At 44.7% G+C, this 12,779-nt stretch carries 11 protein-coding genes and 8 pseudogenes; 8 read left to right on the plus strand and 11 right to left on the minus strand.

Annotated features, from left to right (window positions below; translation table 11 throughout):
• Positions 1-123 precede the first annotated feature (123 nt).
• Both ACQGXV_RS26225 and ACQGXV_RS26230 read left to right on the plus strand, forming a co-directional pair.
• Positions 124-567 (plus strand): annotated as a pseudogene (locus tag ACQGXV_RS26225) (IS630 family transposase); the annotation flags it as partial.
• Between the two features lie 56 nt (positions 568-623).
• Positions 624-791, plus strand: a pseudogene (locus tag ACQGXV_RS26230) (transposase); the annotation flags it as partial.
• Positions 792-802: 11 nt separating this feature from the next.
• Here the strand turns inward: ACQGXV_RS26230 and ACQGXV_RS26235 are convergent.
• Positions 803-1,515: pseudogene (locus ACQGXV_RS26235) on the minus strand (IS5 family transposase); the annotation flags it as partial.
• 227 nt (positions 1,516-1,742) lie between these two features.
• Here ACQGXV_RS26235 and ACQGXV_RS26240 point away from each other — a divergent pair.
• Positions 1,743-2,675 carry an IS5 family transposase gene (locus ACQGXV_RS26240; protein WP_440863664.1) on the plus strand — a complete coding sequence of 311 codons (933 nt, stop codon included), beginning with the start codon at positions 1,743-1,745 and terminating at the stop codon, positions 2,673-2,675.
• On the opposite strand, the gene ACQGXV_RS26245 is transcribed toward ACQGXV_RS26240, so the two are convergent.
• From ACQGXV_RS26245 to ACQGXV_RS26260, 4 genes and pseudogenes are all read right to left on the minus strand, one after another.
• A complete protein-coding gene (locus ACQGXV_RS26245; RefSeq protein ID WP_440867621.1) occupies positions 2,662-2,847 on the minus strand; it encodes a transposase family protein in 186 nt (61 codons plus the stop codon). The two genes, ACQGXV_RS26240 and ACQGXV_RS26245, sit on opposite strands and share 14 nt — an antisense overlap.
• Positions 2,848-3,012: 165 nt before the next feature.
• On the minus strand, positions 3,013-4,224 hold the full coding sequence (locus tag ACQGXV_RS26250) for an IS256 family transposase (protein ID WP_440862551.1): 1,212 nt from the start codon (positions 4,222-4,224) through the stop codon (positions 3,013-3,015).
• An 85-nt stretch (positions 4,225-4,309) separates the two neighbouring features.
• The gene (locus tag ACQGXV_RS26255) at positions 4,310-4,561 is read right to left on the minus strand and encodes a hypothetical protein (RefSeq protein ID WP_440863665.1); all 252 of its coding nucleotides are present in this window, start codon (positions 4,559-4,561) and stop codon (positions 4,310-4,312) included.
• Positions 4,562-4,647: 86 nt separating this feature from the next.
• Positions 4,648-4,782, minus strand: a pseudogene (locus ACQGXV_RS26260) (transposase); the annotation flags it as partial.
• A gap of 315 nt (positions 4,783-5,097) precedes the next feature.
• On the opposite strand from ACQGXV_RS26260, the gene ACQGXV_RS26265 reads away from it, so the two are divergent.
• From ACQGXV_RS26265 to ACQGXV_RS26280, 4 genes are all read left to right on the plus strand, one after another.
• Positions 5,098-5,466: a helix-turn-helix domain-containing protein gene (locus tag ACQGXV_RS26265; protein ID WP_440863666.1), complete on the plus strand. Its 369-nt coding sequence runs from the start codon at positions 5,098-5,100 to the stop codon at positions 5,464-5,466.
• Positions 5,420-5,545 (plus strand): hypothetical protein, encoded by a 126-nt coding sequence (locus ACQGXV_RS26270; RefSeq protein ID WP_440863667.1) that lies wholly within the window; start codon positions 5,420-5,422, stop codon positions 5,543-5,545. The genes ACQGXV_RS26265 and ACQGXV_RS26270 overlap by 47 nt, the downstream gene beginning before the upstream one ends.
• Positions 5,529-6,092, plus strand: coding sequence for an IS30 family transposase (locus tag ACQGXV_RS26275; protein ID WP_440863668.1), 564 nt, complete (start codon positions 5,529-5,531; stop codon positions 6,090-6,092). Before ACQGXV_RS26270 ends, ACQGXV_RS26275 begins: the two co-directional genes overlap by 17 nt.
• Before the next feature lie 219 nt (positions 6,093-6,311).
• Positions 6,312-7,376, plus strand: coding sequence for an O-antigen ligase family protein (locus tag ACQGXV_RS26280; protein WP_440863669.1), 1,065 nt, complete (start codon positions 6,312-6,314; stop codon positions 7,374-7,376).
• Between the two features lie 467 nt (positions 7,377-7,843).
• Here the strand turns inward: ACQGXV_RS26280 and ACQGXV_RS26285 are convergent, their stop codons facing one another.
• The 5 genes and pseudogenes from ACQGXV_RS26285 to ACQGXV_RS26305 all read right to left on the minus strand — a co-directional run.
• Positions 7,844-9,313 (minus strand): hypothetical protein, encoded by a 1,470-nt coding sequence (locus ACQGXV_RS26285; protein WP_440863670.1) that lies wholly within the window; start codon positions 9,311-9,313, stop codon positions 7,844-7,846.
• 804 nt (positions 9,314-10,117) lie between these two features.
• A pseudogene (locus ACQGXV_RS26290) lies at positions 10,118-10,822 on the minus strand (IS5 family transposase); the annotation flags it as partial.
• Positions 10,823-10,841: 19 nt separating this feature from the next.
• Positions 10,842-11,375: an IS630 family transposase gene (locus tag ACQGXV_RS26295; RefSeq protein WP_440862665.1), complete on the minus strand. Its 534-nt coding sequence runs from the start codon at positions 11,373-11,375 to the stop codon at positions 10,842-10,844.
• Positions 11,299-11,664, minus strand: coding sequence for an IS630 transposase-related protein (locus ACQGXV_RS26300; protein ID WP_440862584.1), 366 nt, complete (start codon positions 11,662-11,664; stop codon positions 11,299-11,301). Before ACQGXV_RS26300 ends, ACQGXV_RS26295 begins: the two co-directional genes overlap by 77 nt.
• Before the next feature lie 34 nt (positions 11,665-11,698).
• Positions 11,699-11,848, minus strand: a pseudogene (locus ACQGXV_RS26305) (IS5/IS1182 family transposase); the annotation flags it as partial.
• 214 nt (positions 11,849-12,062) lie between these two features.
• Here ACQGXV_RS26305 and ACQGXV_RS26310 point away from each other — a divergent pair.
• Positions 12,063-12,456: pseudogene (locus ACQGXV_RS26310) on the plus strand (IS5 family transposase); the annotation flags it as partial.
• A 35-nt stretch (positions 12,457-12,491) separates the two neighbouring features.
• On the opposite strand, the pseudogene ACQGXV_RS26315 reads toward ACQGXV_RS26310, so the two are convergent.
• Positions 12,492-12,725, minus strand: a pseudogene (locus tag ACQGXV_RS26315) (IS3 family transposase); the annotation flags it as partial.
• Between the last annotated feature and the right edge of the window lie 54 nt (positions 12,726-12,779).

A 12,779-nucleotide genomic window follows, 5' to 3' on the forward strand; every position in this document is an offset into this window, starting at 1 on the left:
TCGCTTGGCTATATAGCCAAACGACATTATTTTGATTACAGCCAGCTATGATTCTTTGCCGCATATCAGGGCATAGGATGTAATCATTTTTAAGTCGGTTGGCTATATGAAAAAGAAGGTAAACCTATTGTTTTTATTGATGAAAGTGGTTTTTCACACGATGCCCCACGGACTCACGGCTATTCCCCAAAAGGTCAACGGTGTTTTGGCCTGAAGAACTGGGGAGCTAGGGGAAGAACAAATGTTATCGGCGCTTTATTAGGCACAACGCTGTTTGCTATCGGATTATTTGATATCAATATTAACAGCGATGTTTTCTATGCCTGGGTCACACAAGTCCTTATCCCAGTACTCCCTAAAAACAGTGTAATCATGATGGACAATGCCACTTTTCACAAAAAACATAATATTCAACAAGTCATCATCGATGCAGGGTATATGGTGGAGTATTTGCCTACATATTCGCCAGATCTTAACCCAATTGAGCATAAATGGGCACAAGCAAAAAGCAAAAAAAGAGAGATGGGTTGCGATACAGAGAGTTTGTTCTCAGTCCATATGGTGTAATCAAAATTAAGTCGCTTGGCTATAATTCTTTCATCATACAGAGAGGCATATCAGCCATGAGAAAGACCCATTATACAGAAGAACAGATAGCATTTGCGCTAAAGCAGGCCGAAACCGGCACTCGCATCGAGGAAGTTTGCCAAAAGATGGGTATTTCTGAGACTACTTTTTACAACTGGAAGAAGAAATTTGCTGGTCCGGACGTGACGGAATTGCGGAGACTAGGCTGTGTCCCTTAATTACGTAACCGGGCGTAAAACAAGCGGATGCAGCCCAGTTTCACCATTGCTAGATAGTTTCTTGCCGTTTTTTCATAACGTGTGCCAATCCGTCTATATTCCTTTAAACGGCCAAAACATCTTTCTACAACGTTGCGACGGCGATAAGCATCACGATAAAGTTGTGAGCGTCCATCTGAAGCCAGTTTTTCATTTGATTTTCGGGGAATAACCGTTTTTATCCCTCTTCTTTTCAACTTGTTACGGAGTGCATTGCCAGAGTAGGCTTTGTCAGCCAGTACCGCATGACCACGACGCTTCATGCTACCGTTCTGCCGTTGCACGCCAATGCCGTCCAGGAGTCGTAACGCGAACAGGCTTTCGTGAGCCTGCCCAGCACTCAGTACGATATTTAGCGGGATGCCGCTTCCGTCAGTCGCCATGTGGATTTTGGTGCCATAACCACCTCGTGAGCGACCCAGGCTGTTATCGTTGGTAATATCGGGATGTTTTTTTGAGCGCCAGCCGCACATTTGAGCGCACAGATATTGCTGCCATCCAGCGCAGTGGCTGACCAGCCAACAATTCCATGAGCATCAAGAAATGAAAGTAACCTATTAAAAATAATGTTAATAACTCCAGACTTTGACCATCTATTGAAACGGTTATAAACGGTTTTTCATGGGCCGTAACGTTCAGGTAAATCACGCCATGGGGCACCTGAACACAAAGCGTGTTGCTTAATAGTGAAATAAGGGTGTTTCGGTGATTGAAGTAAATTTTACGCTGTTCTGAGATGGAAATTCCAAAGACCGGCGCTAAGGAGTAAGAAGGTATCATCAATAAAGGGTCTACGATTCCGTAAAATTTGGGTCATGCAAGGCTTTGTTGAATAAATCGAACTTTCAGGGGATCGCCGGATCAAAGCACTATCATCGCTCCCGATAGCAGCTCCCCATGGCAAAGCAAAAGTTTAAAATCACCAACTGGCCCACCTACAACAAAGCACTCAGACAACGCGGCTCCCTGACGGTCTGGCTTGATGAGTCGGCCATCGCTGCATGGACTGACAGTTCTTCGCCTGAAGGTCGTGGTCGGCCGCTTTACTACACCGATATGGCTGTTACCACGGTTTTGATGATAAAGCGCGTGTTTAACCTGTCGCTCCGGGCATTACAGGGCTTTGTCGACTCGGTTTTTACACTGATGAGCCTGCCACTGCGCTGCCCGGACTACTCTCTGGTCAGTCGGCGGGCAAAAACCGTCAGTATCAGCATAAAAACGCCAACGCGTGGTGAAATCTCGCATCTGGTCATCGACAGTACCGGTCTGAAGGTCTTTGGCGAAGGTGAATGGAAAGTCAGGCAGCATGGTGCTGACAGACGAAGAGTGTGGCGCAAGCTTCATCTGGCAGCAGACAGTGCGACGCATGAGATTATCTGTGCCGACTTATCGCTCAGCGGAACGACAGATGCGCAGGCACTGCCGGGCCTGATTAACCAAACCCACCGAAAAATCAGGGAAGTGTCAGCAGACGGTGCTTATGACGCCCGTTACTGCCACGATGCGTTGCTAAGAAAGAAAATCAGGCCCCTTATCCCGCCGCGAAGCGGAGCCAAATACTGGCCGGACAAGTACCATGAACGTAACCATGCGGTGGCGAATCAGCGTCTGAGCGGGAGTAATGATATGTGGAAAAAGAAAGTGGGTTATCACCGGCGTTCAGTGGCAGAAACAGCGATGTTCCGCATAAAAACTTTGTTGGGTGGCCATCTGAGCCTGCGTGACTATGAGGCTCAAGTAGGTGAAGCCATAGCGATGGTCAAAGCGCTGAACCGTATGACGTTATTGGGTTTGTTGGGTATGCCACACAGCGTCAGGATAGGATAACAGGTGTAGCAGAGGGAGTCATCCTGTCGGCTAATTCTGATTTATTCAACAAAGCCGTCATGCAACCGAGGCGCTTGATACCCGCGATGGCGTGTTCAACTGTAATACGGATGCCCGAGATTATTTTATTTTCTTGTTTTTGTTCAGGCGATAAAGGGCTTTGTTGAATAATTTAACCGTTTGATTTACATCTTCTTTAGTTAGAATGCATTTACAGAGAATGTATTTTGTTAGAACGACAAATCAAATAGTTAGCACAATAAAAAGCATTCCGAGAGGAAAAATTAGTCGTTGAAATTTGAGTCTGTAAAGAATTTTGTGTAAATGGCTCCATTGCTTAACCGGAGATTCGTTCTCCATACATCAACATGAATTGGCTCATAGCAGGTTTCCAGTCTCTGATTGGCAAGGTCCATTTAGCAGAGATATTATGCAAGGCTAGATAGAGTAATTTTATCACCGAGTCATCCGTTGGAAATATTCGTCGCGTTTTCGTTATCTTGCGCAATGAAGCATTTAACGACTCTATCGCGTTGGTGGTGTAGATAACCTTGCGGATCTCCGGCGGAAAGTCAAAAATGACGATGAGACGTTCCCAATTATTTCTCCACGACGGGCTGATCGTCGGGAACTGTTCATCCCATTTGGCCGCGAAGGCATCCAGGGCCTCTTCAGCGCCCTCTAGCGTTGCGGAACTATAGATGGTGCGCAGGTCAGCAGCAACGGCCTTACGCTCTTTCCAGCCGACGTAGCGCAGCGAGTTCCGCACCTGATGCACAATGCAGAGCTGTACCCGCGTATGCGGGTAAACAGCTTCAATGGCATCAGGAAAGCCTTTCAGGCCATCGCAGCAGGCGACGAAGATGTCCTTTAGCCCACGATTTTTCAGTTCTGTCATCACAGATAACCAGAACTTGGCCCCCTCAGTTTTGGCTATCCATAGCCCCAGCAGCTCTTTTTCGCCCTGGCCGTTGACGCCGAGGGCCAGATAAACAGACTTGTTGGCCACGGCTCCGCCGTCCTGGCTTTTGACAACAATACAGTCAAGGTAAACAATGGGATAAAGCGCATCCAGCGGCCGTTGCTGCCAGCGCTTAACTTCATCCATCACAGCATTGGTCACTTGAGAAATGAAGCCAGCGGAAACATCGACCCCGTAGACTTCTTTAAAGTGTGCCTGAATATCACGGGTTGATAACCCTCTGGAATAGAGAGAAATAATGCGGTCATCGAAGCCGTTAAGCTGTTTTTCGTGCTTACCGATCAGTGTCGGCTCGAAGGTACTGTTGCGGTCGCGCGGAATATCGAGCTCGATCTCCCCATTTTGGCTACGTACGCTCTTGGATGTCTTGCCATTGCGTGAGTTGCCTGAATGATTACCAGCCGGGTCATGCTTAGCATACCCAAGGTGCATCTCCATCTCAGCTTCAAGAACCCGTTCCGCCAGTCTTTTAGTCAGCACCTTGAGTAGGCCTGATTCACCCAGCAGATCCTGAGGGGAGTGACAATCTTGAAGCAGTTGGTCAATAAGTTCGTTGCTGATAGGCATTTTGTTATCCTTTGAAGGTTTTCCTCAAAATGCCATTTACACAGATTATTTTACAGTCTCTGAAATTTTATAATGCTTATATAAATCAGTATCTTAAATTATTCAACAAAGCCCATTTTAAATACAATAAAATAAAAAGCAGTTTATCTAATGGGGTTGGGATAAATCCTTTCTGCCCTGCACCCATCTGCCGCTCGTGATCTTTTCGATTCTTTTTCCGATAAATCAAATAACAAGCTGAAAATTCAGCGGCTAAATTTTTCAATTCTTCGACTGATAATCCAATGATTGCTTTACATAAACGATTATCTCGTAACAACCGCTCTTTGTTGATCATTTCAAACCTTTATTCTCTAAGTTAAACCTCTTTTTATTCTCAATAGCCTGACAAAAAATGCAAGTCTCTATTCAGCAACTAGTTTACAGTATCCAGAACATGCCGTTGACGATTTTGCGATGTTCTGCCCATGGCCGGCCTGCCTGCGGAGATGTCAAAACGGTTGGTAACAAGGGCTCAATGATTGCCCATGCTTCATCAGAAAGATCGTAGCGAGCCATAATCCAAAGTGTCTTAGAAACAGATGGATACTATAGATCAAGCAATTAAGGGACACAGCCTAGGCAGTTGGAAGATGACAATCAACGATTAAAGAGGCTGGTTGCTGACCTCAGACTGGATAAAGAGATGTTACATTTTACGAAGGTGCCACGTGGACGGCATATCAGGAAATTTGGTGTGTCGACCATCGCTGGCATTCAAACTGCATTTTCCACAGGGGACAATGGCCCATTCCCAGTCGAAATGCAACAAAGTGACCCACTGGCCAGACCCGGATAAAATCACCGTTCTGGCCCTACTGGAGATCCCGTTGCATGCAGGGAAAACATCTGACTCACAAAGAGCGGTTCTACATCGAAAAACGGCGTGGTGATGGGGTTAACCAGGCCACCATCGCCCGGGAACTGGAGCTTCCTCGTTCTACCATCAGCAGGGAACTCAGACGCAATACCGACGCCGCTTTCAACGGGGTCTATTCCTGCAGAAGGGCCGAAACGTTGGCCAGAGGGCGGCGGCAGAAAACACGGCCGGACAGCGTGATTAACCAGCTTGAACCGCACATTCAGGACTTTATCAGAACGGCGCTGTCTACCCACACCTCACCTGAGGTCATCAGTGGGCGCCTGGTCCTGGAATTTGGCCTGTCCGTCAGCAAGAACTCGCTCTATAGCCAACCGACTTAAAAATGATTACATCCTATGCCCTGATATGCGGCAAAGAAGCATAGCTGGCTGTTATCAAAATAATGTCGCTTGGCTATAACTATCAGACCGATGAGAACAAACGCGGTCCTATTCCCAACCGTGTTGGCATTGAGCAGCGGCCGGCCGTTGCTGACCTCAAACAGGAACCCGGGCATTTCGAGATTGACACCATCTTTGGCAAAGATCAGAAATCATTCCTGCTGACGGTGGTCGATAAAGCCGTCAAGCTGGTCATCATTCGCAAACTGCCCAACAAGCGAGCAGAGACAGTGGTAGCGGCCTTCAGGGACATCGTTGCCAATACCTTCTGCGAGTTTAAAACCCTGACTGCTGACAACGGTTCTGAATTTTCCCAGCACAGGGAAATTACAAAAGTCACGGGGGCACCGGTCTACTTTGCCCGGCCATATCATTCCTGGGAACGCGGGTTGAATGAGCATACCAACGGGCTGATACGGCGTTTTTACCCGAAGGGAACGGACTTCAATTATGTCACCCATCGCAAGGTTGCAGCACTCGAACACCTGCTCAATACGCGAGGCCGAAAATCGCTGGGTTATCGTTCTCCAAATGAGGTATTTTTAACGCACTTACAGGCGGCATAATGCCCTACCGTTTTGTTGCGTTTCGACTGGGAATGGGGCAACAGGCACGGTTCAAGTTCATTTATCATCTATGTTGTGCTCTAATACTGGTTATCAATTTTACAAAAAATCATTCATGCATATTGATTCATATGTGGTGGAATAGAAATGGAAATAAGTAGAAATCTTAGCGAAAGTAGTAAATTACAGAGATTGGTGTTTTTCCTATCAGGTTTCGGGATGAGTGTTTTGTTTTTACCTTTTATGGCCTTATCTTTAATTTTAAACGCAAAGAATATTTTCAAGCACAAAATAAAATACACATTCACTTTTCTTTATTTGATTTTTTTTATATTCATATTTTCAACATTTGCAATAGGCGCCGATAACTTCATCACTCCATCGCCATACAATGTAATGTTTGCAATTTTGATTTTAATAACATATTTGGGATCCGCAATTGAATTTCACAATGATAGTGAGAAGATTAAACTATTTACCTATTATTTAGCAGGAATATGTGTGCAGAGTTTATGTATCATTTTCTATAGTTATCTTAATGGAGAAAATTATGGATATGGTAAACTTATAAATCCTTTTACTGGCAATGACATGAATTCACCGTCTGTTAGTAATGTTATGGGGCTGTCAATGTCAGCTACTATGTTTTATATTTTTTATAGGTTAGGAGTAAGAAGAATATACAGCTGCGGATTATTCTTTATTATATTAGCTGCCGGTATTTTTTTATCTGGCAGGACGTTCTTTTTACTTTCCGTGATTACCATTTTTCTTCTTATGGTTAGAGGCATGTCATTAAAAAAAACAATACAGATATTAATATTATTTCCCTTTGTGATTAGTTTATTTTTATTCCTTATGCCTGACTGGATGGTTAAACATTATGATTTTGCCCTTGGTAGAATGGGGGAAGGTTTTGAAAGTAAAAGATTTAAGCATTGGTCACATGGAATAGCGATATTCATGCACTATCCATTTGGTGGTTTCACTGTGGATAAATCAATAGAAAGCACCAACTGGTATCATAATATACTCCTTGATACAGCTAGGGTGGCTGGTTTAATACCTGTTTTTTGTTATGTACTTTTCACTATAGCATCATTATTTATGTTTTATAATAGCAAAAAAACAACATATAAATACTTTGGTTTTATAATGTTTGTTATATCGTTTTTAATAATGCAGCAGGATGTTATTTTTGAGGGTGAGTATAGAATGCTAATTGTGCTGTTCTTATCTGCAGTTATTATATCAACTAAAAATAGATCGAGAGATACGTTGTGAAGCATAAGGAAGTGATGTGCTTTATCACCTCGCTTCCTTATTCTTGTTTTCTCATATAGGAAGCTCATACCACGTTTTGCATCCCAGCTAATCGGAACCGCTGCTGAAGAGGCTCCACGGCTTTGTTGAATAATTTAACCGTTTGATTTACATCTTCTTTAGTTAGAATGCATTTACAGAGAATGTATTTTCTTAGAACGACAAATCAAATAGTTAGCACAATAAAAAGCATTCCGAGAGGAAAAATTAGTCGTTGAAATTTTATAATGCTTATATAAATCAGTATCTTAAATTATTCAACAAAGCCAGGTTCCACCAGAAGCGTTTAGAATACTAAATGTAACGTTGATAGAATCAGCAAAAATAAGAACAATGTATGAGCCAGCCTGCCCGTAACAGTTAGCATTTATTAATGGGTAGCGCACCGACCAGTATATGAGCAATGCGTCCTCCACTAAGGAAATAACCTACGCAAATACTGAAGTCTTGACCCCCTGAATGTTACGCACTGACCCATGAGCCCAATTTCTCTTGACGAAAAGAGATGTGTCTAAACCGGCGGCAGTGACAGAACCATCCGATATATCAACTCGTCCTCCTGACGGCATGAACCACATATAACTTGATGACAGACTTGCGTGAGTCACGTTGCGCCCTATCAAATTCGCAGCCATGTTGTGCCGAACGTGATTTCTGAGTGGGGCATCCGTTTTTATATAAGCACCATCAACAATGAACAAACCCTTAGCGACAGCAGATCCGCCGCTCTGCTCGCCGCTCATTACAATTCCATCATTATTAGAACCACCGCCACCATTACCACCAACGATGCTCGTTTCGAGTATTTCAACTAACCCATCGGAAGCAAAAGCGTAAATGTAAGCCTGTTTACTAACATTCGCAGTCAGGCAATCAATAAGTTTTGTATTTTTTATTGATATGTTCTTTATCGGAGTGTCTCGGTTGTAGCTGGACCCTCGGCCGGATACAGAAATGCAGCGACCATTAGTGCACCTTGTCATCTCAGTATTGGTAATTGAGACGTTTGTAAATGCACCGTTGTACAAATCGATGCCGGTTTTTGTATCGGACGCTTTCGTTCCGGTTATACGCCATGATTTTGACTCCGAAACCGCGCCATTGTTTACCCCGTTATTCCCCCGAAGTACTCCGCCGCAATTTTTAACCTCGTTGTTAATGTACGTGACATTTTGATTTGGAACGCGCCAATCAGCATCACTGCCCATAGCGGCATAGTTCGCAAAATGCGCATTTGCAGGACCTATATTTTCATAATGACAATTTTCTACAGTCTGCCCTTGTACGCTGAACAGATTATGCCCTCCATACCACGAGTTTTTAAATCGGCAGTTGCGCAACGTAACATTTGCACACTTAATCATGTAAACGCCGAAGCTATAGTTATCACCAGTTAAAAATGACGCGCTAACGGGGTCTGCAAGAGAACCGTTATTTGAGTTTAGATAAAGACCTTCCAATTTAAAGTCAGTGATAGGGCCAATTGCTGTGAGGGTAAAGTCACGAATAAAGTTAGAGAAAATATTGCAGCGAGAAGCCATCAGCCTGATTTCAGGATAAGAGCCATCACCATAAAAATGCGTTCCAGAGTTTGCCGGAATGATGCCCTTCCATTCAGAAGAATCATTAATACCATAGAACTCGCGTGGTTTAGGAACTAAGACTGACACTCCGGCATCAGCAGCCCGCTGGAAGGCGGAAGTATCTTCATGAATGTGTACACCATCACCAACTGCACCAGCCATCTGCACTGTAAGACTCTGCCCAACAGACCACTTAATCCTTACTCCGTCAGTAGTAACAAAGCAGGTAAAACCATCATCCGCACTCGTAGAGTCATCACTTACGAAAAGACGCCCACCACCAATACCAGGAACGAAACTGTGATAGCCCAGCAACTGAATTTCCTGACCTGAAGATAAACCAGTAAGCGCCCTTAGTTTTACAACATCAGCACATAGACGTACTAATGATGACCCGTGGGGGCACTCTAGCCTATTACGAAGCGTTGTATCACCGATACATCTCCACGCCTGTCCATCTATTCCGCCAGTTGTCTCTGGATTCGAACCGGCGGGAACGACTTTGGGAAGCGAGCAGTCTCATCGATAATACTCCCCATCGCTTTCGCTAAAGAGAACTTCGTTAGGATTACTGCTGGTATTGCCCAATTTAAAAGACTTCTTCGTGATATAGCCATAGGCTGTCATTGCCCTGTTTGCATTGAGATCAATGCCAACCATTCTACGCCGAGGAGTACCAAGACGTTCAACCCAAATTTCGTCATTAAAGTTTACAACATTATCCAAATTCTCGGCATTATCGAACGAATCTTTTGCTGCCGCATAGCCAAGGAGATTTCTGGTGTTATATGGCTTTGTTGAATAAATCAGAATTAGCCGACAGGATGACTCCCTCTGCTACACCTGTTATCCTATCCTGACGCTGTGTGGCATACCCAACAACGTCATACGGTTCAGCGCTTTGACCATCGCTATGGCTTCACCTACTTGAGGGCTTTGTTGAATAATTTAAGATACTGATTTATATAAGCATTATAAAATTTCAACGACTAATTTTTCCTCTCGGAATGCTTTTTATTGTGCTAACTATTTGATTTGTCGTTCTAACAAAATACATTCTCTGTAAATGCATTCTAACTAAAGAAGATGTAAATCAAACGGTTAAATTATTCAACAAAGCCCTACTTGAGCCTCATAGTCACGCAGGCTCAGATGGCCACCCAGCAAAGTTTTTATGCGGAACATCGCTGTTTCTGCCACTGAACGCCGGTGATAACCCACTTTCTTTTTCCACATATCATTACTCCCGCTCAGACGCTGATTCGCCACCGCATGGTTACGTTCATGGTACTTGTCCGGCCAGTATTTGGCTCCGCTTCGCGGCGGGATAAGGGGCCTGATTTTCTTTCTTAGCAACGCATCGTGGCAGTAACGGGCGTCATAAGCACCGTCTGCTGACACTTCCCTGATTTTTCGGTGGGTTTGGTTAATCAGGCCCGGCAGTGCCTGCGCATCTGTCGTTCCGCTGAGCGATAAGTCGGCACAGATAATCTCATGCGTCGCACTGTCTGCTGCCAGATGAAGCTTGCGCCACACTCTTCGTCTGTCAGCCCAATGCTGCCTGACTTTCCATTCACCTTCGCCAAAGACCTTCAGACCGGTACTGTCGATGACCAGATGCGAGATTTCACCACGCGTTGGCGTTTTTATGCTGATACTGACGGTTTTTGCCCGCCGACTGACCAGAGAGTAGTCCGGGCAGCGCAGTGGCAGGCTCATCAGTGTAAAAACCGAGTCGACAAAGCCCTGTAATGCCCGGAGCGACAGGTTAAACACGCGCTTTATCATCAAAACCGTGGTAACAGCCATATCGGTGTAGTATAGCCAAGCGACTTAATTTTGATTACACCATATGGACTGAGAACAAACTCTCTGTATCGCAACCCATCTCTCTTTTTTTGCTTTTTGCTTGTGCCCATTTATGCTCAATTGGGTTAAGATCTGGCGAATATGTAGGCAAATACTCCACCATATACCCTGCATCGATGATGACTTGTTGAATATTATGTTTTTTGTGAAAAGTGGCATTGTCCATCATGATTACACTGTTTTTAGGGAGTACTGGGATAAGGACTTGTGTGACCCAGGCATAGAAAACATCGCTGTTAATATTGATATCAAATAATCCGATAGCAAACAGCGTTGTGCCTAATAAAGCGCCGATAACATTTGTTCTTCCCCTAGCTCCCCAGTTCTTCAGGCCAAAACACCGTTGACCTTTTGGGGAATAGCCGTGAGTCCGTGGGGCATCGTGTGAAAAACCACTTTCATCAATAAAAACAATAGGTTTACCTTCTTTTTCATACTGTTGTTTTTTTTGTTGAAATCCCTGCCGGGCGTTTTCGTCGGCTTTCGGATGACGTAGAGTTTTTTTTATAGGTCAATCCCAGCTTTTTAAGCGCTTGCCAAATGGCCTTCTGACAAACGCCAAAACGCTCTGCACGTTCTTTTTGGTAAGCATCTGGATATTGTTCAACATCTTTTATCAACTCGGATTTATCGATCTTTCGCTGACGCGTGGTCGATGCTTTTGACTCTATTTGATTAATCCAACGCGATACAGAGGCAGGGCCAATCCGAAATTGCTTCGCTGTTTCTCGGATACTCAACCCTTCGTTTTTCCGTGTAGATATCACTTTACGTCTAAAATCAATTGAATAGCTCATTTAAATAATGTAATCAAAATTAAGTCGTTTAGCTATAAAGCGGCCGACCACGACCTTCAGGCGAAGCACTGTCAGTCCATGCAGCGATGGCGGACTCATCAAGCCAGACCGTCAGGGAGCCGCGTTGTCTGAGTGCTTTGTTGTAGGTGGGCCAGTTGGTGATTTTAAACTTTTGCTTTGCCATGGGGAGCTGCTATCGGGAGCGATGATATAGCCAAGCGACATTATTTTGATAACAGCCAGCTATGCTTCTTTGCCGCATATCAGGGCATAGGATGTAATCATTTTTAAGTCGGTTGGCTATAGTGCTTTGATCCGGCGATCCCCTGAAAGTTCGATTTATTCAACAAAGCCTGCTTGAGCTATAGTATCCATCTGTTTCTAAGACACTTTGGATTATGGCTCGCTACGATCTTTCTGATGAAGCATGGGCAATCATTGAGCCCTTGTTACCAACCGTTTTGACATCTCCGCAGGCCGGCCATGGGCAGAACATCGCAAAATCGTCAACGGCATGTTCTTGATACTGTGTTCAGGTGCCCCATGGCGTGATTTACCTGAACGTTACGGCCCATGGAAAACCGTTTATAACCGTTTCAATAGATGGTCAAAGTCTGGAGTTATTAACATTATTTTTAATAGGTTAATTTCATTTCTTGATGCTCATGGACTTGTTGACTGGTCAGCCATTGCGCTGGATGGCAGCAATATCTGTGCGCTCAAATGTGCGGCTGGCGTTCAAAAAAACATCCCGATATTACCAACGATAACAGCCTGGGCCGCTCACGAGGTCGGTGCGTGTCAAGGTAGTTGTCGCCCCAGTTGATTCATACGGCCTGTTTTTCCCGTTCCGGATTTAGCCACACTTCGTCCTGCCGCTCCCAGTTTCTTGTTGGCCCTGACCAACGATGCGGGTTCTGCATTTTTGCTGCCTCATACACCGATTTTCGCTTTACCAGCAACTGGCTGTCTTCGCCTCTGTGCCGCTGGCCCGGCGTGACATACCGGATACCGCTATGGCGATGTTCCTCGTTGTACCAGCCGACGAAGGTTTCCACCCAAGGCTCGAGAGTGTAAAAAGATCTGTGTAAATGGCATTTTGAGGAAAACCTTCA

This window comes from Symbiopectobacterium purcellii (assembly GCF_052050035.1).
Taxonomy (GTDB): Bacteria; Pseudomonadota; Gammaproteobacteria; order Enterobacterales; family Enterobacteriaceae; genus Symbiopectobacterium; species Symbiopectobacterium purcellii_A.